Source organism: Nocardioides nitrophenolicus, from assembly GCF_016907515.1.
GTDB classification, from domain to species: domain Bacteria; phylum Actinomycetota; class Actinomycetes; order Propionibacteriales; family Nocardioidaceae; genus Nocardioides; species Nocardioides nitrophenolicus.
Genome location: NZ_JAFBBY010000001.1, coordinates 2623976 through 2650229, shown reverse-complemented (window position 1 = coordinate 2650229; position 26254 = coordinate 2623976). Strand labels below are relative to the sequence as shown.

At 66.0% G+C, this 26254-nt stretch carries 16 protein-coding genes and 2 tRNA genes; 14 read left to right on the top strand and 4 right to left on the bottom strand.

The annotated features are described in order from the left end of the window. Window positions 1-245: 245 nt before the first annotated feature. Complete coding sequence (locus JOD66_RS12840) at window positions 246-656, bottom strand: DUF2752 domain-containing protein (RefSeq protein WP_204837259.1); 411 nt, start codon at window positions 654-656, stop codon at window positions 246-248. 8 nt (window positions 657-664) lie between these two features. Next, window positions 665-1150 (bottom strand): NINE protein, encoded by a 486-nt coding sequence (locus JOD66_RS12835; RefSeq protein ID WP_204837258.1) that lies wholly within the window; start codon window positions 1148-1150, stop codon window positions 665-667. Between the two features lie 97 nt (window positions 1151-1247). Between JOD66_RS12835 and recF the strand changes: the two genes are divergently transcribed. The 8 genes from recF (at window position 1248) to JOD66_RS12800 (ending at window position 8969) form a co-directional block, all read left to right on the top strand. Continuing rightward, the gene (gene recF / locus JOD66_RS12830; RefSeq protein ID WP_204837257.1) at window positions 1248-2369 is read left to right on the top strand and encodes a DNA replication/repair protein RecF; all 1122 of its coding nucleotides are present in this window, start codon (window positions 1248-1250) and stop codon (window positions 2367-2369) included. Then, a complete protein-coding gene (locus tag JOD66_RS28425) occupies window positions 2362-2934 on the top strand; it encodes a DciA family protein (protein WP_204837256.1) in 573 nt (190 codons plus the stop codon). Before recF ends, JOD66_RS28425 begins: the two co-directional genes overlap by 8 nt. A gap of 276 nt (window positions 2935-3210) precedes the next feature. After that, window positions 3211-5262 (top strand): DNA topoisomerase (ATP-hydrolyzing) subunit B, encoded by a 2052-nt coding sequence (gyrB, locus tag JOD66_RS12820; RefSeq protein WP_239546206.1) that lies wholly within the window; start codon window positions 3211-3213, stop codon window positions 5260-5262. A gap of 51 nt (window positions 5263-5313) precedes the next feature. Beyond that, on the top strand, window positions 5314-8013 hold the full coding sequence (gene gyrA, locus JOD66_RS12815) for a DNA gyrase subunit A (RefSeq protein ID WP_204837254.1): 2700 nt from the start codon (window positions 5314-5316) through the stop codon (window positions 8011-8013). Beyond that, a complete protein-coding gene (locus JOD66_RS12810) occupies window positions 8013-8522 on the top strand; it encodes a DUF3566 domain-containing protein (protein ID WP_204837253.1) in 510 nt (169 codons plus the stop codon). The genes gyrA and JOD66_RS12810 overlap by 1 nt, the downstream gene beginning before the upstream one ends. Before the next feature lie 90 nt (window positions 8523-8612). Next, window positions 8613-8686: transfer RNA gene (locus tag JOD66_RS12805), tRNA-Ile, on the top strand. Window positions 8687-8744: 58 nt separating this feature from the next. After that, complete coding sequence (locus JOD66_RS28420) at window positions 8745-8870, top strand: DLW-39 family protein (protein WP_239545223.1); 126 nt, start codon at window positions 8745-8747, stop codon at window positions 8868-8870. Window positions 8871-8896: 26 nt separating this feature from the next. After that, a tRNA-Ala gene (locus JOD66_RS12800) sits at window positions 8897-8969 on the top strand. A gap of 13 nt (window positions 8970-8982) precedes the next feature. Here JOD66_RS12800 and JOD66_RS12795 read toward each other — a convergent pair. After that, on the bottom strand, window positions 8983-10221 hold the full coding sequence (locus JOD66_RS12795; RefSeq protein WP_239545221.1) for a DDE-type integrase/transposase/recombinase: 1239 nt from the start codon (window positions 10219-10221) through the stop codon (window positions 8983-8985). Window positions 10222-10582: 361 nt separating this feature from the next. Between JOD66_RS12795 and JOD66_RS12790 the strand changes: the two genes are divergently transcribed. Next, window positions 10583-10951: a hypothetical protein gene (locus JOD66_RS12790; RefSeq protein ID WP_204837252.1), complete on the top strand. Its 369-nt coding sequence runs from the start codon at window positions 10583-10585 to the stop codon at window positions 10949-10951. Next, window positions 10948-11265, top strand: coding sequence for a hypothetical protein (locus JOD66_RS12785; protein WP_204837251.1), 318 nt, complete (start codon window positions 10948-10950; stop codon window positions 11263-11265). Before JOD66_RS12790 ends, JOD66_RS12785 begins: the two co-directional genes overlap by 4 nt. A 1-nt stretch (window position 11266) precedes the next feature. Here the strand turns inward: JOD66_RS12785 and JOD66_RS12780 are convergent, their stop codons facing one another. Continuing rightward, window positions 11267-15721 carry a protein NO VEIN domain-containing protein gene (locus tag JOD66_RS12780; protein WP_204837250.1) on the bottom strand — a complete coding sequence of 1485 codons (4455 nt, stop codon included), beginning with the start codon at window positions 15719-15721 and terminating at the stop codon, window positions 11267-11269. A gap of 169 nt (window positions 15722-15890) precedes the next feature. On the opposite strand from JOD66_RS12780, the gene JOD66_RS12775 reads away from it, so the two are divergent. The 4 genes from JOD66_RS12775 to JOD66_RS12760 are packed head-to-tail and all read left to right on the top strand — an operon-like array spanning window position 15891 to window position 26227. Beyond that, entirely contained in the window at window positions 15891-18959 is a 3069-nt protein-coding gene (locus JOD66_RS12775) for a BPTD_3080 family restriction endonuclease (protein ID WP_204837249.1), read from the top strand. Beyond that, window positions 18949-21651 (top strand): site-specific DNA-methyltransferase, encoded by a 2703-nt coding sequence (locus tag JOD66_RS12770; RefSeq protein ID WP_204837248.1) that lies wholly within the window; start codon window positions 18949-18951, stop codon window positions 21649-21651. Before JOD66_RS12775 ends, JOD66_RS12770 begins: the two co-directional genes overlap by 11 nt. Then, a complete protein-coding gene (locus JOD66_RS12765) occupies window positions 21648-23426 on the top strand; it encodes an AAA family ATPase (RefSeq protein ID WP_204837247.1) in 1779 nt (592 codons plus the stop codon). Before JOD66_RS12770 ends, JOD66_RS12765 begins: the two co-directional genes overlap by 4 nt. Continuing rightward, a complete protein-coding gene (locus JOD66_RS12760; protein ID WP_204837246.1) occupies window positions 23423-26227 on the top strand; it encodes an ATP-dependent helicase in 2805 nt (934 codons plus the stop codon). Before JOD66_RS12765 ends, JOD66_RS12760 begins: the two co-directional genes overlap by 4 nt. Window positions 26228-26254 lie beyond the last annotated feature (27 nt).

Below are 26254 nucleotides of genomic sequence, written 5' to 3'. Positions count from 1 at the left end.
GTCCCGGCGCGGCCGCGGCCTGGTCCGGCGGTTGCGCTGTAACACGTTGTCCGCCGCTGTTCCGGACCCGCCTCGGCTGTAGCCGACCCGCACAGCACCCTTCCCGCGACGTCTGGCGTCGGGTAGGGCAGCGAACAACGTGTTACAGCGGTGGAGCGGTGCCCAGCAGCGGAGCCGGCACGGCGGGCACCCGACCAGGCAGCGCCCAGGACCGACCCGCTCTCCCAACCCGCCCTGAGCAGGCGTCAGAGCGCGAGCACCGCGCGGACCACGGCCCAGCCCAGCCAGACCACGATCACGGCGACCGAGACCGGGTGGCGGACCAGGCGGTCCAGGGACGGCGGTGGGGTACGTCGGACCCGCGCCCGCACCACCGCGACGGCGAGGAGGACCGCGACGAGCGCGAGCAGCGGCCCGAACGGATGGGCCTGCAGGGAGTCCTGCCACCAGCCGTGGGTGAGATAGGTCCACGACCGGGTCAGGCCGCAGCCGGGACAGGGCAGTCCGGTCAGCCGGCGGAACGGGCAGATGACCGGCCCGTCCTCGATGTGGTCGACCGGCAGCAGCGCGCTGACCCCGAGCGCGACGACGCCGGCGGCCGCGACGAGCTCCGAGCTCGTCGGCCGCCGGGTCGCCGGCGCGTCGGTGGTGGTCATGGTGCGGGTCAGCGCAGCGGCCGGCCCTGGGCGTCCGGCACCTTGCGCAGGGTCACCAGGATCGCGTCGATGAGCGACCAGATGCCGAGGCCGCCGCAGGTGAGCAGCTTGGCGATGCCGAGGCCGGTGTAGCCCAGGTAGAAGCGGTCGATGCCGAGTCCGCCGAGGAGCCAGGTGAAGATCAGCGTCATCACCCACTCCTTGTCGGAGAACAGCCCGGGCACGTCCTTGGCGAGCACGTACTGCTGACTGTCGGCCGAACGGACCGCGGTGTCGGCCTTGAGCTGGCCGGTGACCGCCATCTGGGCGAGCTGGCCGAACTCGATCGGGCCCTGCTCCTGGCCGAGGTAGTTGATGAAGAACGGGCCGCCGGTGGGGGCGCCGTAGCCCGGCTGGCCGCCGGGCGCGCCGTAGCCGTAGGCGGGGGGCTGCTGCGGCGGCTGCTGGCCGTAGGGGTCGGGAGCGCCGTAGGGAGGGTTGGGTGGTTGCGTCATGCGGGTCAGCCTAGGGTTTTGCGGCGCCGCCGAAACCCCCTTCGGGGCCGGGTTCGGGGGAGAATCGTCACGTGAGCGGATCGAGGGAGGTGGAGGCGTGCACGTCGCACGGCTGAGCCTGCACGACTTCCGGTCCTACGCCGACGTCGACGTCGAGCTCGAACCGGGCGTCACCGCCTTCGTCGGGCGCAACGGTCAGGGCAAGACCAACCTGGTCGAGGCGGTCGACTACCTCTCCCGGCTGTCCTCCCACCGGGTCGCCACCGACGCCCCGCTGATCCGCGCGGGCGCCGACCAGGCGATCATCCGCGCGGCCGTGGTCCGCGAGGGCCGCACCGCCGTGCTCGAGGTCGAGCTCAACCCCGGCAAGGCCAACCGGGCGCGGATCAACCGCTCGCCGCTGCCGCGGGTGCGCGAGCTCGCCGGGATCGTGCGCACCGTCGTCTTCAGCCCCGAGGACCTGGCCCTGGTCAAGGGCGACCCCGGCGGCCGGCGGCGCTTCCTCGACGACCTGCTGGTGCTGCGCACGCCCCGCTACGCCGGCCTGATCGCCGACCACGAGCGGGTGCTCAAGCAGCGCAACACCCTGCTGAAGACGCTGTACGCCGCCCGCGGGTCCAGCCGCGAGGCCGCGCTCGCCACGCTGGCGGTCTGGGACGACCACCTGGTCGCCACCGGCACCGAGCTGCTCGCCGCCCGGCTCGCGCTCAGCGCCGACCTGGCGCCCTACGTCGGGAAGGCCTACGAGGCCGTGGCGCGCGGCGCCTCGCGCGACGACGCCCGGATCGAGTACCAGCCGACCGTGTCCGAGCCGACGCCCGAGGCCTTCCGGGCCGAGCTCGAGCGGCGCCAGGCCGACGAGATCGGCCGCGGCGTGACCCTGGTCGGCCCGCACCGCGACGACCTGCTGCTCACCCTCGGCCCGGGCGACGACCAGCGGCTGCCGGTGCGCGGCTACGCCAGCCACGGCGAGTCGTGGTCCTTCGCGCTGGCGCTGCGGCTCGCTTCCTACGACCTGCTGCGGGCCGACGGCGACGACCCGATCCTGGTCCTCGACGACGTCTTCGCCGAGCTCGACACCGAGCGGCGGGTGCAGCTCGCGTCGCTGGTGGCGGGCGCCGAGCAGGTGCTGGTCACCGCGGCGGTGCCGGCCGACGTACCCGCGGAGCTGGCGGGGGCGACCTTCCACGTCGCGGCGGGGGAGGTGACCCGTGCCTGAGCAGCCGGAGCAGCCCGAGGAGGAGCAGCCCGAGGAGCACCGTCCCGACGGGCTCGACCTGGCGCGGGCGCTGACGCTCGGCACCGCCGGGTCGAGTACGACGCCCGCGCGCCGGCTGCCGCGGGTCAACCCCGGCAAGAGCGGCGGCCTCTTCCGGCGCCGCGGCAGCCGCGACGAGCCGCAGCTGAGCGGCGCCCATCCCGACGGCCGCGACCCCCAGGGGCTCGGCAGCGAGATCGGCCGGCTGATCGACGGCCGCGGCTGGGGGCTCGACCTCCAGGTGCGGGGCGTCTTCGCGCGCTGGGCCGAGATCGTCGGGCCCGAGATCGGCGCGCACAGCACCCCGGAGTCGCTGACCGACGGCACCCTCGTGGTCCGCACCGACTCGACCGCCTGGGCCACCCAGCTCAAGCTGTTGGCGGCGACCGTCGTCCGGCGGCTCAACGAGGAGCTGGGCGACGGCACCGTCACCGTCGTAGAGGTGCTCGGGCCGCACGCGCCGAGCTGGAAGCACGGCCGCCGCAAGGCCCCGGGCAGCCGCGGGCCGCGCGACACCTACGGCTGATCGGGACGGTCGGCGACGTACCGGGGCTCATCGCCCCCCCTGTTCGGCGCTCCGATCGCCGTTTCTGGGCCGTCTGCGGCCCGTTTTCACCTGCTGTTGTCCCCAGACCGGGCCGCGACACGTGTCCTGAAGCGCTCAGAAGGCTAGAATGGGTTATCGGCCGGGAACGCGTCTCGGGACGCCTGACTCGGCCTTCGCCATGCCTTCAAGTGAATGAGGTCCCGCGTGTCCACTGACGACCAGTCCCCCGAGGTCGAGTCCCAGGTCCCCGCCGAGATGGGCGACTACGACGCCTCGGCGATCCAGGTCCTCGAAGGCCTCGAGGCGGTCCGCAAGCGGCCCGGCATGTACATCGGCTCCACCGGCGAGCGCGGACTCCACCACCTGATCTGGGAGATCGTCGACAACGCGGTCGACGAGGCGCTGGCCGGCTACTGCGACACGATCAAGGTGACGCTCAACGCCGACGGCTCGGTCAGCGTGTCCGACAACGGCCGCGGCATCCCCACCGACACCGCCCCGGGCCAGGAGCTGCCGGCCGCGACCCTCGCGCTGACCGTGCTCCACGCCGGCGGCAAGTTCGGCGGCGGCGGCTACAAGGTCTCCGGTGGCCTCCACGGCGTCGGCTCGTCGGTGGTCAACGCGCTCTCGACCAGCCTGCGCCTGGAGATCAAGAACCGCGGCTACCTGTGGGAGCAGGACTTCTCCCTCGGCGTCCCCGACTACGACCTGCGCCAGGTGCGTCCCCTCGAGGACGACGAGCGCACCGGCACGACCGTCACCTGGTCCGCCTCGCCCGAGATCTTCGAGACCACCGACTACAACCTCGAGACGATCTCCACCCGGTTCCGCGAGATGGCCTTCCTCAACAAGGGCCTGCGCATCGAGCTGCGCGACGCCCGGCCCAAGGCCGAGGGACTCGCCGACGCGGTCGAGGACGGCACCGTCGACGAGGCCGCCGGCGTCGCCACCTCCGCCTCGGAGGTCCACGCCGTCGACGTCGACGGGCACAAGGCGCTGGAGCAGGTCTTCCAGTACGAGCGCGGCCTGGCCGACTACGTCGACTTCCTCAACCGCAACAAGACCACGGTCAGCTCGATCATCGCGGCCGAGGCCGACACGGGCGACGACGTCCCCAACCCGATGAGCCTCGAGCTCGCCATGCAGTGGCAGGTGTCGTCGTACAACGAGTCGGTGCACACCTTCGCCAACACGATCAACACCCCCGAGGGCGGCACCCACGAGGAGGGCTTCCGCGCCGCGCTCACCTCCCTGATCAACCGGTGGGGCGAGGAGTGGGGGCTGATCAAGAAGAAGGAGGACCGGCTCACCGGCGACGACATCCGCGAGGGTCTCACCGCGATCATCAGCCTGAAGATCTCCAACCCCCAGTTCGAGGGCCAGACCAAGGCCAAGCTCGGCAACACCGAGGCCAAGGGCTTCGTCCAGTCGGTCGTCAACGACCAGCTCGGCGCCTGGCTCGAGCAGAACCCCAACGAGGGCAAGGAGGTCATCCGCAAGGCGCAGGCCGCGGCGACCGCCCGGATCGCGGCCCGCAAGGCGCGCGACCTGGCCCGCAACCGCAAGGGCCTGCTCGGCGGCGGCGGCCTGCCCGGCAAGCTCCGCGACTGCTCCTCCCGCAGCCCCGAGGAGTGCGAGGTCTTCATCGTCGAGGGCGACTCGGCGGGCGGCTCGGCGGTCATGGGCCGCGACAACCGGATCCAGGCGATCCTCCCGATCCGCGGCAAGATCCTCAACGTCGAGAAGGCGCGCATCGACAAGGTCCTGGCCAACCAGGAGGTCCAGGCGATCATCTCCGCGCTCGGCACGGGCGTGCATGAAGAGTTCGACATCGACAAGCTGCGCTACCACAAGATCGTGCTGATGGCCGACGCCGACGTCGACGGCCACCACATCAACACGCTGCTGCTGACCCTGCTGTTCCGCTTCATGCGGCCGCTGATCGACGCCGGCCACGTCTACCTTGCCCAGCCGCCGCTGTACCGGATCAAGTGGAACAAGCCCCACGAGCACGAGTACGTCTACTCCGACGCCGAGCGCGACGCGGTGATGCGCGACGGCCTCGAGCAGGGCAAGAAGCTCCCGAAGGAAGCCCCCATCCAGCGCTACAAGGGTCTCGGTGAGATGAACGCCGACGAGCTGTGGGAGACCACGCTCGACCCCGACCAGCGGGTGCTGCTGCAGGTCACCCTCGAGGACGCGGCGCAGGCCGACGAGATCTTCTCGATCCTGATGGGCGAGGACGTCGAGCAGCGCCGCTCCTTCATCCAGCGCAACGCCAAGGACGTCCGATTCCTCGATATCTAGGTCTCTAGCTCCGTTCCTAGATTTCGATAGACGACACCAGAAAGAGCAATCGTGACTGAGACGCAGAGCAACCTCGGCGACGGCACCGGCGGCGGCCGGGTCCAGCCGGTCGACCTCCAGGAGTCGATGAAGCGCTCCTACATCGACTACGCCATGGCGGTCATCGTCGGCCGGGCGCTGCCCGACGTACGCGACGGGCTCAAGCCGGTGCACCGCCGGGTCCTCTACGCCATGTACGACGGCGGCTACCGCCCCGACCGCGGGTTCAACAAGTGCGCCCGCGTCGTCGGCGACGTGATGGGTAACTACCACCCCCACGGCGACTCGGCGATCTACGACACCCTGGTCCGCCTCGCGCAGCCGTGGGTGATGCGCAACCCGCTGGTCGCCGGGCAGGGCAACTTCGGCTCGCCGGGCAACGACCCGGCCGCCGCGATGCGGTACACCGAGTGCCGGATGGCGCCGCTGGCCATGGAGATGGTCCGGGACATCGACGAGGACACCGTCGACATGACCCCGAACTACGACGGCAAGACCGAGGAGCCGACGATCCTGCCGGCCCGGTTCCCCAACCTGCTGGTCAACGGCAGCGCCGGCATCGCGGTCGGCATGGCCACCAACATCCCGCCCCACAACCTGCGCGAGGTCGCCGACGGCGCCATCTGGGCGCTCGAGCACCCCGACGCCACCCGCGAGGAGCTGCAGGACGCGCTCATCGAGCGGATCAAGGGCCCCGACTTCCCCAACGGCGCGCTCATCGTGGGCCGCGAGGGCATCGAGCAGGCCTACCGCACCGGCCGCGGCTCGATCACCCAGCGCGCGATCATCGAGGTCGACGAGGACAAGTCGGGCCGCACCGTGCTGGTCATCACCGACCTGCCCTACATGGTCAACCCCGACAACCTGCTGGTGAAGATCGCCGAGCTCGCCGACGCCGGCAAGGTGCAGGGCATCAGCGACGTCCGCAACGAGACCTCCTCGCGCGTGGGCCAGCGGATCGTCGTCGTCCTCAAGCGCGACGCGGTCGCGCGGGTCGTGCTCAACAACCTGCTCAAGCACACCGAGCTGCAGACCAACTTCTCGGCCAACATGCTGGCCCTGGTCGACGGCGTACCCCGGACGCTGTCGGTCGACCAGTTCATCAGCAACTGGATCGAGCACCAGATCGAGGTCATCCGGCGTCGTACCGAGTACCGCCTGCGCGAGGCCGAGAAGCGGGCCCACATCCTGCGTGGCCTGGTCAAGGCGCTCGACATGCTCGACGAGGTGATCGCCCTCATCCGGCGCTCGCCCGACGTGGCCGAGGCCCGCGAGGGCCTGATGGAGCTCCTCGACGTCGACGAGATCCAGGCCGACGCGATCCTCGAGATGCAGCTGCGCCGGCTCGCCGCCCTGCAGCGGCAGCGGATCATCGACGACCTCGCCGAGATCGAGCTCAAGATCGCCGACTTCAAGGACATCCTCGCCAATGTCGCCCGCCAGCGGCAGATCGTCATCGACGAGCTCGGCGAGATCGTCGAGAAGTACGGCGACGACCGGCGTACCCAGATCATCGCGGCCGCCGGCGACATGTCCATGGAGGACCTGATCCCCGACGACGACCAGGTCGTCTCGATCACCCGCGGCGGCTACGCCAAGCGCACCCGCGCCGACCAGTACCGCACCCAGAAGCGCGGCGGGAAGGGCGTGCGCGGCGCCTCGCTGCGCGGCGACGACGTGGTCGACCACTTCATCTCGACCACCTCCCACCACTGGCTGCTGTTCTTCACCACCGCCGGCCGGGTCTACCGCACCAAGGTCTACAACCTGCCCGAGGCCTCCCGCGACGCCAAGGGCGGCCACGTCGCCGGCCTGCTGTCCTTCCAGCCCGACGAGTCGATCGCCCAGGTGCTGGCGATCCGCGACTACGAGCAGGCGCCGTACCTCGTCCTCGCGACCAAGAAGGGCCTGGTCAAGAAGACCCGCCTCGGCGACTACAACAGCCCGCGCCAGGCCGGCGTCATCGCGATCAACTTCCGCGACGACGACGACGAGCTGATCGGCGCCGAGCTGGTCAGCAGCGACGACTCGATCCTGCTGGTCTCCCGCAAGGGCCAGTCGATCCGCTTCGGCGCCGACGACGACCAGCTGCGCCCGATGGGCCGGGCCACCTCCGGCGTCACCGGCATGAAGTTCCGCGACGGCGACGCCGTCCTCTCGCTCACCGTGATCCGCGCCGCCGACGCCGCGCAGGAGGAGAGCGACGAGAACATCCAGTACGTGTTCACCATCACCGACGGGGGCTACGCCAAGCGCACCCGGATCTCCGAGTACAAGATCCAGGGCCGCGGCGGCCTCGGCGTCAAGGCGATGAAGCTCGAGAACGAGGAGCGCGGCTCCCTCGTCGGCGCCTTCATCGTCGTCGACGGCGACGAGATCCTCTCCATCACCCAGTCCGGCCAGGTCGTCCGCAGCCCCATCAACGACGACTTCCGCCCAACCGGCCGCGCCACCCAGGGCGTGAAGTTCGTCAGCCCGAAGAAGGGGGACGCCGTCGCGGTCGTCGCCCGCTCGGTCGAGGCCAAGGAGGCCGACGAGGAGGGCACCGAGGAAGGCGCCGTCGAGGGTGCCGCTGACGGTGCGGCTGACGGTGCGGCTGAGGGTGCCGTGAGCGCCGGTGAGGGCTCGACGGAATCGCCGGTTCAGGCTCCGGATGCCACAATCGAGGGGTCCGAGGGCACGACCGAGGCCGACGGGGAGAGTGAGAGCTGATGACCGAGCGCGTCGAGGACACGGTAGTCCGGCCGGCGGCCGCCGCAGGCCGCCCCGCCGGTGCGCCCTCGGCGCCCAACGGTCCGGTCCCCCCGGCGGTGGCACCCGGCGTACCTGGTCCGGCGGCGCGGGGCCGCACCCCCCGCCGGGCCCGCCTCCGTCTCACCCGGGTCGACCCCTGGTCGGTGATGAAGACGTCCTTCCTGCTGTCCATCGCCTTCGCCGTCGTCACCGTCGTGTCGGTCGCGATGGTCTGGCAGGTCCTCGGCGCCGCCGGCGTCTGGGACTCGATCAACTCCACGATCCAGGAGGGCATCGGCGGCCAGGACGTCGCCTCCTTCCGGATCGAGGACTACGTCGGCACCAGCCGCGTCCTCGGCTTCACGATGCTCGTGGCCGCGATCGACGTCGTACTGATCACGGCGGCGGCCACCCTCATCGCCTTCCTCTACAACATGTCCGCCGCCCTCCTCGGCGGCGTCGAGATCACCCTCGCCGAGGACGCCTGACGCCCCGTTTTGTCGCCGGCTCCACCGCTCCGGTAGTGTCTGTCCTCGGCTTGCTGCCGCGGGGCTTCCACCCAGAGCGGCCGGCCACCCGGGCCTATAGCTCAGACGGTTAGAGCACCACACTGATAATGTGGGGGTCAGAGGTTCAAGTCCTCTTAGGCCCACGGAAAGCCCCGGCCGCGGTCACCGCGGACCGGGGCTTCTTCGAAGGAGGAGCGGTTCATGAAGAAGATTCTTCTCGCAGTCCTGGGCCTGCTCGGCGTCGTCATCGCCGGCAAGAAGCTCCAGGAGAGCAAGGCCGAGCAGGCGCTCTGGGCCGAGGCCACCGACACGCTTCCCAAGAACTGAATCCATGCTCGGGTGCGCCCGAGTGAGGGGCCTTGGCGCAATTGGTAGCGCACCTGCTTTGCAAGCAGGGGGTTAGGGGTTCGAGTCCCCTAGGCTCCACGCATGTGATCTCTCAGGAGATGCCGGACAGGCCGGACCCAGAACTTGGGTCCGGTCTTCTGGGTTTTCTGGGTTTGGGTCCGCGTGGTCGGCCGAGTGGCTGGTAGTCGCGGGTGGTGTCCATGGTCAGGTCGCGGAGGAGTTCTCCGGTTGCGGCGTTGATGACGCGGACGTGGAGTCCGTCGACGAGTTTGAGGACCTGGGTTCGGGTGTGTTCGCGTCCGATGCCGATGTGGTGCATGCGGCCGGCCAGGCGCAGGCTGACCTTCCCGTCTTTGTCGACGGTGTCGGACAGGACCCGGTGGTGGGTGTCGATGCTGCGGTCAGCGGTGGGGCCTGCCGTCGGTCGGGCTTGGTATGCGGTGGCGGGTGTGGCGCGGCGCTCGAGGGATCGGTGGAGTCGGGTGTGGTTGTAGGCGGCGGTGAACGCGTCGATCAGGGTCTGCAGTTCGGTGATGGTGACGGGTTGGTTCGGCTGGGCGGTGAGCCAGTTCTTCATGGTCTGTTGGAATCGCTCGACCTTGCCGCAGGTGGTGGGGTGGTTGGGCCGGGAGTTCTTCTGCAGGATGTTGAGTCGTTGTAGCTCGGTTTCGAGGCCGTTGCGTCCGCCGCGTCCGCCTGAGAAGCGGGTGGTGTAGACGAGGCCGTTGTCGGTGAGCACGGATGCGGGGTAGGCGTGCTGGCCTGCGGTTTGGGTGAAGGTGTCGAGCACGATCCGGCCTGTGATCCGCGGGTGAGCGCTGACGTGGAGTGCGTAGCGGGAGTGGTCGTCGAGCCAGGTCAGGATCTCGGTGTCGGTGCCGTCGGTGAGTCGGTAGTGGGTGAAGTCGGATTGCCAGGTCTCGTTCGGTTGTTCGGCTTCGAATCGGATGTAGGACGACTTCGGCCGTTTCTTCGGTTCGGGTTGGACCAGGCTCTGTCGGTTCAGGGTGCGGGCGATGGTGCTGGCTGACACCGTGATGTCGTGGTGGTGGCGTAGGTGCCAGGTGATGGTGTCCGGGCCGGCGTCGAGGCCGGACTGGGTGAGTTGTTTGCGGATGCCGGTGATTAGTTCGATGGTGTGTTGGTCGATCGCAGTGGGGCTGGTGTGCGGGCGTCGGGAGCGTGGTTCGAAGGCGGCGTCGCCTTCGGTTCGGTAGCGGGACAGGAGCTCGTAGATCCAGGACCGGGAGACCTGGTAGGTCTGGGCGACCTCGGTCACGGTTCGTCCTTCGATCGCGACCGCGGTGATCACCAGTCGGGCTTTCGACATGGACCGTCAGGTATCAGGGGGCGTGTATGCACCTCCCGAGGAGTGAGTTCAGGTGTCCGGGATGTCTTGAGAGAGGTGTCCGGGATGTCCTGACGGATCGCACCATAGGCTCCACCAGTGTGATATCTCAGGAGATGCCGGACCCAGAACTTGGGTCCGGCCTTCTGGGTTGTGCTCTCTCCACCTTCGAGGAGCCAACGCAGTCAGTCCCGTTGAGCGCGCCGTCGTCTCGCCGTCGATGAGTGCCCAGACCATTTCGGCTCGATAAGTCTCCGGATCGGGATCGTTCTCCTCAGGGCGAGCGCTGCCTTGGCGGCCGCTGAGCGCCCGGCGTACCGAGGAAGTCGCTCCGGAGGTACTCATGGTGATTGTGCTCGCGTTACCCGCAATCTTCGCCGTCGCCGCGATACACCGCTTCCTTCAGCTCTACGCGCCGACCAACTTGTTGGTGCGCCAGGTCCGTGCTCAGGAACCTCGATGCAGCGTGGCCGCCGTGCTCAGCGGGCTCGCCACGACTTTGCTCGTGATGATGCACCTGCTGGGCGAGGCCGTCGCCAACGGGGGACCAGGTTGGCTCAACTTGGCAGTGCTGATGCTGGCCTTGGGAGGCCATCAAGGTTGCCGTGCTGGCGTTGACCGTCATGGTGCGGGCCATCGCCGCGGCTGCGCGTTGCGGGATGACCCGCGCGTCGCGAGCGCCGCAGGTGTCTTCATAGGATCGGCTGTGTGACAGAGGACCTCTCACTCTTTGGTGACGACGAGTCGGCCATGCCGCCGCCGCATGAGACCGGTCTAACATCCATAGCTGACTGGCAGGTCGACCTGCTGCGGAAAGCGCTTGATGCCCGCGGTCTGAAGTCAATGACGGAACGCCAACGGGCCGTCGAGGCAGCGGCTGGGCGTCGCGTCGACTCGTTGCGTGCCCTGTCGCACGACGAAGCGCTTCGGGTGCTGTCGCGACTTGGTCAGCAGGGAAGTCCCGGTTCTGACGAGAAGTCGGCCTGGGACGATCGCGACGGCGACACCTGGATCGACAAGCTCTGAATCACTGAGGGGCGTTCGGCGCCTCGGAACCCGTTCGCCATCCGAGCAGTCTTCGGGTAGATCCCATGAGGGCACGGCCGGCGTCGTCGCGCTCGATCTCGGGTTCGCGAAGTGCCTGCCACCCTGCATCGAATCCATACTTTGTCGCTTGGCCGACGGGATCCTGGATGCGGTGGATCACTGCAGCGTCGTCGTCCTCAGCGTGCTCGACGACATAGAGCCAGAAATCATCTGGATGGTTCCGGTTCTCCTCGAGTTGGGTGGACGACATCCACACTCCGAAGCCCGTCCACGGTCCACCGATCGACTTGACCTCGATGCGACGGACGACTGCACCATCTCCGTCCTTGGAAAGCACGTCGTACCCGGGGTTGTTGTGAGGCTGTTCCTCGGGGATTCGACCGCAGGAACGCTCGTAATCGAGGACCCGGCTGACGCCCGCGCTGTCCACGGGTGACTTCTCGGGCGCCTCGTCGCCGCTTTCGTCGTGGTCCTTGTCCTCGTCGTCGAAGGACACGAACGAAACCATGTGGGTCCGCCGCTGCCCACCGCCGCTGCGACGTTGGTTGCGCTTCCGGCCAGGTTTGGTCGACCCCGTGGCACCGCCGCCCACACTCGCGTCGGCTTCGGACTCGGCGTCGTTCGCATCGTCGTCGGTTGAGTCGTCATCGGACCGCGCGTGCGCGCCCTCGCCGTGGCTTGGGTCTGCGTCCTCGTCGGACGAATCAACGTTGTCGAGGTCGAGATCATCGACCTCGACGGAAGTCGCGCTGCCCACCTGCACCCACTCAGTGGGGTCCAGGTCCCGCACCCCGTATTCGTCGAGGACGGTCATGGCGTCAGCGAGGTCGGAGGCAGCCAGGATCTCCAGGATGGAAGGTGCCAGCGAGCTGACGTCGACCTCAGGAGCGACGCAAAGGGCAATCTCGCGAGCAATGTGACGGTTGGGCATCTCCGTCCGAACAATCAGGCGGCCGTCGTCTGGCAGGTAGATCGCTTCCGTCGTCCGGGGAGGGTCGACCTGGTGCTGATGAGCGAATCGGGTGACGTACTCGACAGTGAGGTCAGGCATCACTTCCAAGCTGATCTCCACGAGCCGCACGAGGTCGTACTGCCCTGCATCCTCGACGCGTTGTGCCTCGGCAAGTCGCTCGAGTGCCGGCATGCGTTCGCTCAAGAGCGCGGAGAGCGAAGACGCATCGGTTGCTTCGGCTTCCTCGTTGATATGCGCGCTGATGACGTCTTCGGCGGGCCGGACCCCAGCTGCGGCTAGAGCACGGTGCGTCGAGCGGTCACGTCGGATCAGGTTGTCCCTAATCAGAAGGATCGTCTCGGCAAGCCGGCGGCCGTCTGCGAATAGCAGCAGTTCGGGCTTCTCCAGGAGATCACGTGGGCCGACGGCAGACTTGATTGCTCCGAGCCTCGTCAGTGCGTCGCCCGACTCGTCAAGGCGCTGGTCGAGCAGTTCCCAGCAGCGGTGCACAACGCGCTTGGTGTCATCATCGAGCCGCGTGTTGCCAGCCGCCCGACTGATTCGTCGCAGTGTCTCCTCGACGTGGGCCGGCTCCGCTGATTCGCTCACCCCGACCCGATCGAAGAAGGCCTGGTAGTCCCTGTTGCCCGACGCCAGAACGTGCGCCCACTCACCGAGTCCAGGATCAGACCAGAAGACGATGCTCGGCTCAACGAAGACACCGTCGCCGATCTGAACACACGGTTCGCGGCTCAGCGCCCGAACGGCATGCTCTTCCTTCGCCTGCCCCAAGGCACGGTAGACCTCGGGATGGAGTCGGCTGGCCGCGGACACGCAGTGGCGCAGGTGCGCGATAACCATCGCGGTCGTAGGGGTGCTCTGGACGCCCAGCCACTCCAGCACCGGGGCCAGTCGACGCTGGTCATTGACGTGCAGCGCGAGCTTCTTGCCCTGGGACTCGAACAGGTATCGCTGGAACGTCGCGAAGGTCTCCTCGGGCCTGCCTCGCGAGCCGTCCTCGCACGGGAGCCATGGCGAGGTTTGAAGCGATCGCAAGGACGCGGGGACCGTGTCCGAATCTGGCGGGTAGGGGAGTGCGTCCAGGACCGCCAGGACGACCTCTGCACTGGGCAGTTCCTCCTCCTGACCGAGCCGTTGCGCCGCTGCGTTGAGCACGGCCGCGCTGGGGTGTTCCGACACGCCGAGCCACACGAGGGTTTCGACGAGATATGAGGCCATTCCATCTGTGTCGGCGACCGGCGCTTCGGGCGCGATCAGTGTGAGTGCCCGATTCGGCAGGTGGACCTCGTGGGCCGGGTGAAGGCCGTCGGCACAAGGCACGAGTGGGGCTCGGCGGAGCACATCGCGTGCGCTCAAAGACTGTTCAAGCTCGACGCGGTGGCGCTGAATGATCTGGAGAACCTGCCGCGCCTGGTCGGTCGTCAGGCCGCTGGTCGCCGCGGGCACAACGTGGCGCAGGAGGTATTCGACCGCGTCGAGTTCTCGGGCTCCGAGCAGGTGTAGGAGGTCGGTGTGGCCCGCAGTCTTGTCGCGATCCACTACGTCGGCGACACCGAGAACGTCGTCGAAGTCTGAAGGCAGGGACAGCTCGTCGAGGGACCGGAGATCGCCTCGTGTGCTTGGGAAGACCGTGAGCGCACTCACACGACCGGCAAGGGAAGACAGCGCGCCTCGATGATTGTCGAGCCAGTCGAGGACCAGCTCGGGAGCCACTTCCAGCGCCTGCGGGTCAGCCTCGAAGATCTCGATCGCACGCTCAGGCGTGATGTCATCGCACAATTCGATGAGCTTCGGACAGAGCGACGTCAGCCACTGCGTGTCAACGATTCTTAGATCCGGGTCAAGCAGCTCGAACAGTGCGCGGTCGTCCTCTTCGAGCAGTGATACCTGGCTCGCTGGCGCGAACGTTCCGTCTACGCACCGGACGATTGCGACGTCGGCAATGTCGGAGTCGGAGAGCAGCGACTTGCCGCGACCCTGAAGGTGGTCGAGCAATCGCAACAGTGCCTCGACGTCCGCAATCGTGAGCGGTGCGTCATCTCCCTCCGGCGTCCACGCCTCAGTTACAGCAGACTCCTCGAGGGCCGAAACGACATCGGCGATCCCCAAGAGGCTCATGCCGTATTGCGTCAGCGTTGTCTGCCTCGCCAGCGGACGAATCGACGCTGCGAGGACCGGGACTCCCAGTCGGAGCAGGACTTCGACAGCGTCGTACTCCTCCTCATCGCGCGGCACGAGGGTTCCCGCGGGAAAAACGGCTGTGTCGTCGGCCAACAGGGCGATCCGCGATGCCGGCGCGAGCTCCTTGGCACGTTCGAAGAAGCCCCTGAACACCGCGGGGTACTCATCCTTGGCGATGTCGCGGTTGACCCTTTCAACGTCGACCAGGTAGTTCCATGCGACTCGATGGCCGAGTTCCTGCGCAATGGTTTCCAGGTTGTCGGCCACCAGCACGGCTGCGGCATCGATGAGGACGTCGTTCCACTTGCCTAGAAACCCTCGGCCATCGAACTCGACGCCTTTGCGGTCCTGACGTGGAAAGAACGTGGCGTTGACGTGGCCGCTCCAACCGGTCCGCGTCTCAGTGGGGAGATCCGCGAATATGCGGCCCACAACGCGTTCCTCGACAGGTACTGCGACCTGAACAAGCGGGGACCGCTTCGAATCGGGTTCGTACTCCTGCTTGAGTCGCGCAGCGCCCTCGGCCTCGCCCTCCAGCAACAACCACTCGGAGGGATCGCCGTTGACCGTGATGGTGATCCTGTCGCCTTGCTGCTGCCTGGTGACCTTCGAGGTCCGTTCGGGTGACGCGATGCTCAGAGCTTGAGTTCGGTCGAGGAACACCAAGGCAGCGCCGGCTGCGTCGTGCAGCTCGTCGATGAGCCGCGCGACATCGGCATCAGCGAGGGGCGGTGCGCTCAAGTCTCGACGCAGAGACGTGTGCTCGCGGGCCCAAGGCAGGTAGAAGGTAGTTCCGTCAGACGAGTGGTCCCGAGCGCATCCTCCAGGGCACTGAACGATGCGCTCGTTTTCATCGCGGGCCTCGTCGAGGATCAGGTGGCGCCCGGCTGTAAGAACCTCGGGGTGATCTGTGACTTGGTAGACGGCGGTGAAGCCCACGCCGAAGGCCCCCGTTGTCCGGGCGTCGTTGGCCTTGTGTCGACCCGCGACCTGGCGAAACGAGTGCAGGTCGCAACTGCGCGTGTCGTCGTCAATCTTCCAGGGACAGCGCTTCATGTCCTCCTGGTGCCCGCAGTCGCTGAAGACTGCGGAGTTCCAGACGGCTAGCTCCTCGCGCGTCGCCACGAAGGTGATGCGGTCGGCGTCTGCGTCGTTCGCGTTCTGCGTCAGCTCGTGCAGGAGGGTACCGCCGCCCCCGAGGTCCTTGAGAATGTTCGCAAGGTTCCCAAGGTGGTCCGACGCCCTCGACAGCGTGGTCGGCTCGCCCGCCGTGCCCGTCATGCCTGCTCCTCCACCGTTCACAGGCACCGTACCTAGGAGAGCCGACACAGTCAGTCGAATCAGCGGGCTTGGCAGTGCGGTCGGCCCTGTCTCGCTCGAACCCGCCAAATCCGTCGGAGGACCTCACTAGGGTGATCCTCGTGGGAGTAAAGAACGAGGGGCGGCGAGCATGACGGGGACGATCGACAATCCCATTCTGAACTCGCCGTACGAGCAGCCGAACCGCCATTACGTCATCGGTCCACAGGGGCCGACTGGCGAGATCAAGGATGGCCGGAGGCCGAGCGAGTCGTTCATCCCGATCGCGGTCAGTAGGAAGGGCAAAAAGGGCGGAGACGGCTCCGAACAGGAGGGCTTCGACTTCGACGCCACGCACGAGCGCCGTGAGAAGAACAGCCTGATCAACGACGTCCGTCGGGACCTCGAGCGGTGGCGCCGCGACGGTCAGTACGCCGGCGTCACCCCCATCTCACGGAAGCTGCTGCAGCATTGGGCGGACCCGACTCGTGAGAACCGCGTCATCTTCGCCCAGCGCGAGGCAGCCGAGACGGCGATCTTCCTGACCGAGGTCGCTGGCCGGCAGGCTCTCTACGCGGACTGGCGCAAGCGCCTCGAGCCCGAGAACGAGGCACACAACAACGGTCTTCCTCGGGCCGCTCTCAAGATGGCTACCGGCTCCGGGAAGACGATCGTCATGGCGATGCTCATCGCCTGGCAAACCCTCAACAAGCAGTACGCCCCCAGGGATGCGCGCTTCACCAACCGGTTCCTCATCGTCGCGCCGGGCATCACCATCCGTGATCGCCTGCGGGTGCTGCTGCCAGAGGACTCTGAGAACTATTACGACCTGCGCGACCTGGTTCCGGCTGATCTCAAGGGCGGCCTCGACAGCGCTCGCATCGCCATCACGAACTATCACTCGTTCCTGCTCAAGGATGCGAAGGAGATCAAGGGCGTCGCCAAGAACACCCGCCTCCTGCTCAAGGGCGATCGAACCGAGGACCCCTTCAAAGAGACGCCGAAGGCCATGGTCAGCCGCGTTCTCCGCGACCTCGGGGCGGACAAGCAACAGATCATGGTGCTCAACGACGAAGCACACCACTGCTACCTTGCCCGCCCGATCCAGACCGGCGAGAAGCGTGCCAAGGAGGAGGACGAGGAGAACGAACAGGCCGGGGTCTGGTTCTCCGGTCTCCAGGCGATCGCGAAGCACGTCGGGATCAAGCAGATTTGGGACCTCTCGGCCACGCCGTTTTACCTATCGGGCAGTGGCTACAATGAGGGCTACATCTTCCCGTGGACCGTCAGCGACTTCTCGCTCATGGACGCGATCGAGGCTGGCATCGTGAAGGTCCCGAGGACGCCGGTCGACGACAACGCGGACGAGGACCTGGTCACCTACCTGCGCCTCTGGGACTACGTCGGCCAGCTGCTGCCGAAGCGCGCCGCGAAGGACACGGTCAAGGACTGGCTGCCTCCCAAGGAGCTTGAGGGCGCACTGCGCAGCCTCTACCGCAGCTACGAGAAGGCGTACGAGCACTGGGAGCGTGCCCTCAAGCCGTACGGCGAGACGCCGCCGGTCTTTATCGTCGTCTGCCCGAACACAGTGGTGAGCAAGCTGGTCTACGACTGGATCGCAGGCGAGGCCATCGTCGAGGACGGCGAGGTCATCGCTCACAAACCGGGGAATCTCGCTCTTTTCAGCAACATCATCGACGGCCAGCCGGTCGCGCGGCCGTTCAGCATCCTGGTCGACTCGGCTCAGCTCGAGTCTGGCGAGGCGCTCAAGGATGATTTCAAAAACGCGGCCGGCCTTGAGATCGCCAAGTTCAAGGCCGAATACCGTCAGCGCAATCCCGGAGCGGACACCGACAAACTCACCGACCAGGACCTCCTGCGCGAGGTGATGAACACGGTCGGGAAGAAGGGCAAGCTCGGCGCTGACGTCCGCTGCGTCGTCAGCGTTTCGATGCTCACCGAGGGTTGGGACGCCAACACCGTGACGCACATCCTGGGTGTCCGAGCGTTCGGCAGCCAGCTGCTTTGCGAACAGGTCGTTGGGCGTGGCCTGCGTCGGCGCAACTACGCCACGAACGAAGACGGCTACTTCGAGCCGGAGTACGCCAATGTCTACGGCATCCCGTTCCAGTTCATCTCAAGTGACAAGCCGATCGTCGACCCGACTCCGCCTAAGCCGTCCATCGAGGTGCGTGCTCTGGAAGGTCGCGAAGGCTTGCGAATCTCGTTCCCGAAGCTCGACGGGTATCGAGTCGAGCTTCCGGACGAGGACATCTGGCTGGATCTCGACAACGCCCCAGTGTTCGAGATCGGCCCGAACACCGTCCCGACCTGGGTCGAGATGGGTGGTGTCGTCGGCAAGCGGGAGCTCGAGGAGGGCGATCCCACCGCGTACCGGCCGCAGCAGGTGGCTTTCGCGCTCGCCAAGCGGATCCTCGACGAGCAGTTCACGACGGCGGGGGACAGGCGGCCATGGCTCTTCCCGAAGCTCGTTAAGATCTGCCAGGAATGGATCGAGCAGCGTGTCGAGCTCAAGGGCGACTACAGCCTCGGCTACCTGATGACCATCACCGAGGCTAGGGTCCTGGCGGCTGAACAGGTTTGGAACGCGATCACGCGGCACGTGGGCAACCGGCGAGAGCGTCTCCGTCCGATGATCAATCGTTTCGACCCGGAGGGCTCTACGGGTGACGTCGACTTCGTGACGCGCAAGCGCGTCGTCACCGCCGAGAAGTCCGAGGTCTCTCACGTCACTCTCGACGGCAAGGACGGCAACACCTGGGAGCAGCTGTTGGCCAGCGAGCTCGAGCTCAACAAGAACGTGCATGCCTACGTAAAGAACGACCACCTGGGCTTCACAATCCCGTACGTGCACAAGGGGCGGAGCCACTCATATGTCCCGGACTTTCTCGTCCGCCTGGTCAAGAACGACGAGTCCGAGGTCGAGCGGACATTGATCATTGAGGTCTCCGGAAGCCAGAAGAGCCCCGGGCCGACCCAGCAGAAGGCGACAACTGCCCGCGACTCGTGGTGCGTCGCGGTCAACAACCACGGCGGCTTCGGTCGCTGGGGCTACATCGAAATGACCGACCCCCACAGCTTCAAGGTCCGGATCGCTGAAGCGATTCAGGCCCTCTACGACGATGCGCCGATCATCGGCGACCCCGACCTTCTCGACTTCAACGAGACTCGCAGCGATAGGAGCGCTCGTGGCGCGTAACGCCTCCAAGGGCCCGACCCCCGTCAACTCGATCACGCATGACGAGAAGCGGACCAACATCCCGACTGCCGACTCTGTCGACTTCCACGACAGTGCCGTGCTCGAGGAAGTCCGCCAGGTCCGATACGCGCGGGACGAGTCGCTCGACCCGCAGCTGGTGTGGCGCGGAAAGTACCCGTCAGCGGACGAGATCGAAGGGTACGACGATGGCCTGGTCACCGACGCGCCACCGATCTACATCCAGGAGAAGATCGATCCCCGGGTGCTGATCGAGAACCTTCGTCGCACAGCGGAGCGACAGGAGGATGAGCCTGAGCTGACTCTGTTCGACTCGTTCGACGGTCTCGACGACCTCCAGCAGATTGAGTTCTACGAGCACGACGCGAACTGGTCGAACCGCATGATCCTCGGCGACAGCCTGCAGGTCATGGCCTCGCTAGCCGAGCGGGAGAAGCTTCGGGGCAAGGTCCAGATGGTCTACATCGACCCGCCTTACGGCATCAAGTTCGGGTCGAACTGGCAAGTGTCAGCCCGAAACCGCGACGTCAAAGACGGCAAGATGGACAGCGCCGCACGCGAAGCCGAACAGATCCGGGCGTTCCGCGACACTTGGGAGCTGGGTATCCACTCGTACCTCTCGTACCTGCGCGACCGCCTGCTCGCCTCCCGGGATCTTCTGACCAGATCGGGGTCGTGTTTCGTCCAGATCGGAGATGAGAACGTCCACTTGGTCCGATCGCTGATGGACGAGGTCTTCGGTGCTGCCAACTTCGTGAGCCAGATTGCCTTTGCGTCGACCAGCGGGTTTTCACAAGCGTCAGCACTGGGGCGGGCCGGCGACTACGTGCTCTGGTACGCCCTTGACATCGATCAGGTGAAGTACCGGCCACTTTGGCGTCGTTCCGCCGACCGACAGGGTTACAACTGGCTGCATCTTTCGGATGGCACGACCCGTGGCATGACAGCAGCCGAGCGGAAGGGAGACGTTCCGATCCCCGACGGCGCGAGGATTTACACGCCGGACAACATCAAGTCTCAAGGTGCCTCGAGTCAGGATCAGACGTTTGAGTTCCGCGGCAAGAAGTATGCTCCGGGCGCCGCGTCCCATTGGAAGGCTAACTTCCCGGCCGGAATGAACCGTCTTGCATGGGCTGATCGGATTCACGTCGCCTCCAACAGCATTCGCTACATTCGCTATCCTGACGACTTCGGCTGGCAGCCATACACGAACACGTGGACAGACACAGCGACCGGCAACTTCACTGACGACAAGGTTTACGTCGTCCAGACGGGCTCAAAGGTCATAGAGCGGTGCCTGGTGATGGCAACAGATCCGGGCGACCTCGTTGTTGATCCGACTTGTGGAAGCGGTACGACTGCTGCAGTGGCCGAGCAGTGGGGCCGCCGGTGGGTCACGGTCGACACCTCACGAGTTGCGCTCGCGATCGCGCGTCAGCGCGTCATGGCGGCGCGGTATCCCTGGTACCTACTCGCAGACTCCGCTGAGGGCCATAAGCGCGAGGAGGAGATGTCCGCGAGGACTCTCCCGAGACAGACGTTTTCCAATGACATTCGGTCGGGCTTCGTATACGACCGGGTTCGTCGGATCACGCTAGGCGCGATCGCGAACAACCCCGATCTGCACGAGGGAATGACCCGGGAAGAGGCTCAGGCAGCAATCAATCGGCATGCTGAGTTCGAGCTGCTCTACGACAAGCCACTCGAAGATTCGAAGAAGGTCCGCGTTGCTGGTCCGTTCACTGTCGAGTCGCTGAGCCCGCACCGCGCGCTGTCCTTCAAGGACTGGGATGAACCGGTTTCGGAGACCGAGGCCGCTAAGGATGCGGACGCCCCGAACTTCGAGCAGTCGATCTTGGACAACCTGTCAAAGGCCGGCATCCAGAACGGCACTAAGGCGGAACGCATCAAGTTCGCGGCGTTTGAGACCTATGCGGGCTCATACGTCCAGGCGATCGGCGAGCAGGTTCCGACGGGCGATCACGCGAAGCCGGCGCGGATCGGCATCGCGGTCGGCCCGCAATACGGCACCGTGAGCGCGTCGTACGTGAAGAACGCGGCCAAGGAGGCGATCCAGGCCGAGAACGTCGACCTGCTTTGCATCCTCGGATTTGCCTTCGATCCGAACGTCACCAATGTGACGGAGACCGATGGTGTGACCGTCGAGGCGACGGACGATGGGTTCGCCCAAGTCCAAGGCGCACGGCTGCTTGGCAAGCTTCCTGTTCTGATGGTCCGTATGAACGCCGACCTGCTGATGGGTGAGGAGCTCAAGAAGACCGGTGCCGGCAACCTCTTCACTGTGTTTGGCGAGCCCGACATAGACATCGCAAAGACGGCGGACGGCTACGTGGTGGACCTCAAGGGCGTCGACATTTACGACCCCACGACCGGCGAGGTGCGGAGCAACGACACAAGCCAGATCGCACTCTGGATGATCGACACGGACTACAACGGCGAGTCGTTCTTCGTGCGGCACTGCTATTTCACGGGGGGCAACGATCCCTACAAGAAGCTGAAGACGGCGCTCCGGGCAGACATCGATCCAGACGCCTGGGAGTCGCTCTATCAGACCGTTTCGCGGCCCTTCCCGGCTCCCGCCGATGGCAACAAGATCGCCGTCAAGGTCATCAACGACTATGGCGACGAGGTCATGAAGGTCTTTGAGGTATGAAGCTGACTCATGTCCGGATCAAGGACTTCCGCAGCTTCTCCGGCGAACACGAGTTCGATGTCTCGTCGGGCGTGAACTACTTCGTTGGGCCAAACAACTGCGGCAAATCCAACCTCGTCCGCGCGCTCGAACTCGCGCTGGACCCGGATGCAAGGTACGTTGCAGAACGGGACCGTCCTGCACGGCCGGGGGCCGTGGGGGCGCCCCCGACTACTCGGATCACGCTGACCTTCCATGTCGGGAAGACAAGCCCCGAAGTCACGCTCTTGCGTCGTGCGAAGGACTACGAGCTTGCCGTTCGGAAGGCGCGGAAGGGCGCGACGACCGGCAAGATCCAGACCTACGCTGCAGACCGCGAGGTCCGTATGGTCACGTCCTTCACTGGACAAGGCGGGCGACAGACGACGTTCCAGGCCAAGGGCTACGGCGCCGCATCCCTGCCAGCCGACAGCCAGGAACACCTGAAGCTCGAGGCACAGTTCCGTTCGGTTGTGCGATCAGCCGTCGTTCACAGCGGCGAGGATCTTGAGTCGCTGTTGCAGGGCAAGTTCCGGCAGATCCTGCAGCTCGTTATTGCCGACCACCTCGGCGAGGAGCTCGGTAAGGCGGAGCAGGCTCGTTCCGAGTACCTCGCGGCCCTGCAAGCAGAACTTCTCGAACCGCTCAGGGCGCAGATCGAGGAACGGGTCGGTGCCATGTTCCCGGAAATCGGGGCCGCGACGCTGGTGCCCGAGCTGCCCTCGGTCGCCGAGACACTCTCCTCGGTCGACGTGCAGCTTGGCGACCTAGTGACGACGCAGTTGATCGACAAGGGAACTGGGGTGCGGGGCGCTGTGCTCGTCTCGATGCTCCAGTACCTCGCTGAGCAGAGCAGGCGATCGCTGGTACTGGCAGTCGAGGAACCCGAGGCGTTCCTCCATCCCGCCGCCCAAGAGGCGATCATGGAGCAGCTGGAGGAGTTGGCCACTCGGGCCGACGTCTCGCTGTTGGTCACCACTCACTCGCCCTACGTTCTCTCGAGGCGCGCCGACGCGTCGATCACCGAGCTTCGGAAGCGGCCGGATGGCGTGACCAGCAAGGCCGCCTGCTGCGCAGGAGATCAGAGCCGCGCGGAGTTGATCGGGTCGCTCTACCGTGACGCCGGCATGGCGGGCGTGCTAGAACGCGCGCTTACGATCCCGGCCGGCACACGAGCAGTGGTGATCACCGAGGGATACACGGATGGCGAGTTCCTCCGCATCGCTTGTGAGGCGGCTGCGCGCGAGGAACTGCTGGACGGGATCCACATCATCAGCGCAGGCGGCGCCAAACGAGTCGTATTTCAAGCGATCCTTGCGCGCTCGGCGACGGAGAAGCCGGTCATCGCGATCCTCGACCATGATGACCACGGTCGGGCGGCCATCTCCAAGCTCGAGGACTTCGGGTGGGCGAAGAGCAAGGACCTCGTGACCCTGGCGGCGTGGCCGGATAGGTGCCTCAAGGGGCACGACGCCGAGATCGAGGACCTGATTCCGTCGTCGCTCTGGGAAGACGTGATTAAGCGCATCGGCGAACTCGAGGCGATCGACTCGAAGCAGAAGTGCGATGGAAAGTGGCACTTCCAACTCAGCACGACAGGCAAGTTTGAGGCACTGGCCATCCTGCCCGGCCTGATGAAGCCCGCACACACAAGCCCGCTCGTCTGGCTTGCCGAGGAGATCAACGCTCGAATCGCCAAGATCGAGAAGTCCTCTGCGGCGGCTAAGGCACATGCGGCGGCCTCGGCTAAGTCATGACTGCGTACACCGAAGCACAAGCAGCGGCCATTGCCTGCCTGGACGAGCCGCTCCAGATCATCGCGTGCGCGGGGTCCGGCAAGACTCAAGTGATCTCTCAGCGGGTGGCCGAGATCCTTAAGCAGCCGGGTGTCGATCCGCGCAACGTCATCGCCTTCACGTTCACCGAAAAGGCTGCGGCCGAGCTCAAGGAGCGGATCCACACTGTCCTCGAATCCGAGGGAGTGAGCCCCCAAGGCATCGCCGAGATGTACGTGGGAACGATGCACGGCTACGCGCTTGACCTGGTTCAGCGACTGGTGCCTGAGACGTTCAAGTTCTCCGTACTCACAGACATCACCACGCGTCTGTTCATCGACCGCAACAGCCGAAAGTCAGGACTCACGGAGTGCCCCACCCTCTCGCCCGGAACGCCGCGCCTTAGGCGCTTCATTCACTCGAAGCTCTACATGCAGGCGACCAGCGTCCTCCGCGAGGACACGATCGACGAGGAACAGGTCCAGGCCGGCGTGCTCAAGTCCCATTGGGACTACATGAAATTGCTGTACGACAACGCGTACTTCGACTTCACGGAGATGATCAACCTCGCGGTGCAGCTCCTCGAAGGCGATCCTGCCGAGGACGCTGAGGCTGAACTCGTCCAGCGCAACATCCGCGAGCAGGTCCGCTACGTCGTCGTCGATGAGTATCAAGACGTCAATCCGCTTCAGGAACGACTGATCCGCGGGCTCGTGCAGTTCGGCGCGAACCTCTGCGTGGTCGGCGATGACGACCAGACGATCTACCAGTGGCGCGGCAGTGAAGTAGGCAACATCCTGTCGTTCAAGGACCGCTACGCCGGTGTCCGGCAGGTCACCCTCGACGACAACTTCCGCTCAAGCGAGGGCGTTGTCGAAGTCGGTCGATCGGTGGCTGAACTGATCCCGTTCGGATCACGACTTTCGAAGGCCATGGTGGCGGCAGGGCACCAGAAGTTCTCGCGCGGGGACCTACTTGCCCTCGACTTCGCCGACCCCGACGCGGAGGCTGATTGGATCTGCGACCGGATCCAAGCCATGCGGGGAGTTGCGTTCACCGATGGGCCGAGCATGAATCCACGTGGTCTGTCCTGGTCGGACTGCGCTGTGCTGTTCCGCTCGGTCGCACGGGACGCCGGACCTCTCGTTGACGAGATGCGACGACGCCAGATTCCGTTCGTGATCAAGGGACTCAACCGGTTGTTCGACAGCCCTGAGATCCAGGCGGTGGTCGGTGTCTTCCGCTACATGGTCGGCGAGCTTGATGGCCCGGCGTTGCGGACACTGTTCGATGACGCGGCCCTTTTGCCCACGGGGTGCGAGTGGTCGACGGCCATGCGCGTGCTGGAGGAAGGTCGCGACTTCGACCGCGGGGAGCGGTGGGGCGTTTACAACATCCAGCGCCTCTACCTGGAGTTCCTCGAAGCACTGACGCTCCGCGAAGACACCGTGCCGGGGGACCCGGCTAGGGCGGAGCTGGTCTTCTATCAACTCGGCAAGTTCAGCCAGGCAATCTCGGACTTCGAGGCGATCTACTTCAACACCGACCCCGCGCAGAAGTACAAGGCGTTCGCTGACTGGCTCGAGCATCAAGCGCCCGACTACTACGCGGACGCCGACGCGGATGTCGGCTACGCGGCGCCCGATGCAGTCGTCATTTCGACCGTCCACCAGGCCAAGGGCATGCAGTGGCCAGTTGTGTTCGTGCCATGCCTCCGCAACAACCGGTTCCCCGCAAAGAGGCAAGGTGGGCTCGGTCTCTTCCATGTCATCCCGGACACCGCTGTCGCGAGTCCTGACCGCTATCGCGGGACCGTCGAAGACGAGACTCGCCTCTTCTACGTGGCGGTCACCCGCGCCCAGAAGTACCTGTTCGCCTCTTACTCCCCGGTGCCAGGCAATCGGCTCTACGGCCGCCGCTCCCAGTTCTTCGACCACTGCGCGCGGCAGTCATGGTTCCTGACTCGTGACCCGGGAGCGCCGGCGCCCTCACTCGAACCACATGCCAAGCAGGAGCTTCCGAACGTCACGCTCTCGTTCTCAGAACTCAAGTACCTATTCGAGTGCCCCTACCAGTTCAAGCTTCGATTCCTCTATGGCTTCAACCCGCCGCTGCACGAGGCACTTGGCTACGGCAAGGGGCTGCACGACGCGCTAGCAGAGGCGCACAAGCGGGCGTTGGACGGCGACCTCCTCACAGCCAGCGCGGCCGAGGACCTTGTGGACCGGCACCTACACGCGCCATACGCGTATCCGGCGCTTAGGGCGACCCTCCGTACGGCGGCCATCAAGTCGGTCGAGCGCTACCTCACCGATCACGCAGAGGATCTGGAACGGACTGTCCACAGCGAGAAGCAGATCCAGGTGCACGTGGCGCCCGGGATCACGGTGGATGGCCGCATCGACCTCGTCCGTCGACTCGATAGCGACGAGGTTGCGATCGTCGACTTCAAGTCGACGGCTCGAGCACAGGACGACGACGTCACGCGCGACCAGCTCCACGTCTACGCGGTCGGTTACGAAGAGCTCACCGGTGAGCGGGCAGACCTCATCGAGGTGCTGAACCTCGATGAGCAGGGCAAGACGATCCGGGAGCTCGTCGAGGATCCACTGCTCACCGCTGTGCGGGGTCGAATCAAGGACGCCGGCGACGCGCTCCGCGACAACGACCTTCCGCGGCTGCCGGTGTGGGACGAGAAGTGCTCCAAGTGCGACCTCGCGGAGCTCTGTCGGGACGTGCCTGAAGATGATCGGCGGGCTCGCAGAGCAGCCTCTGGCCGATAACGCCTGAATCTGTCGGACCCTTGTGGA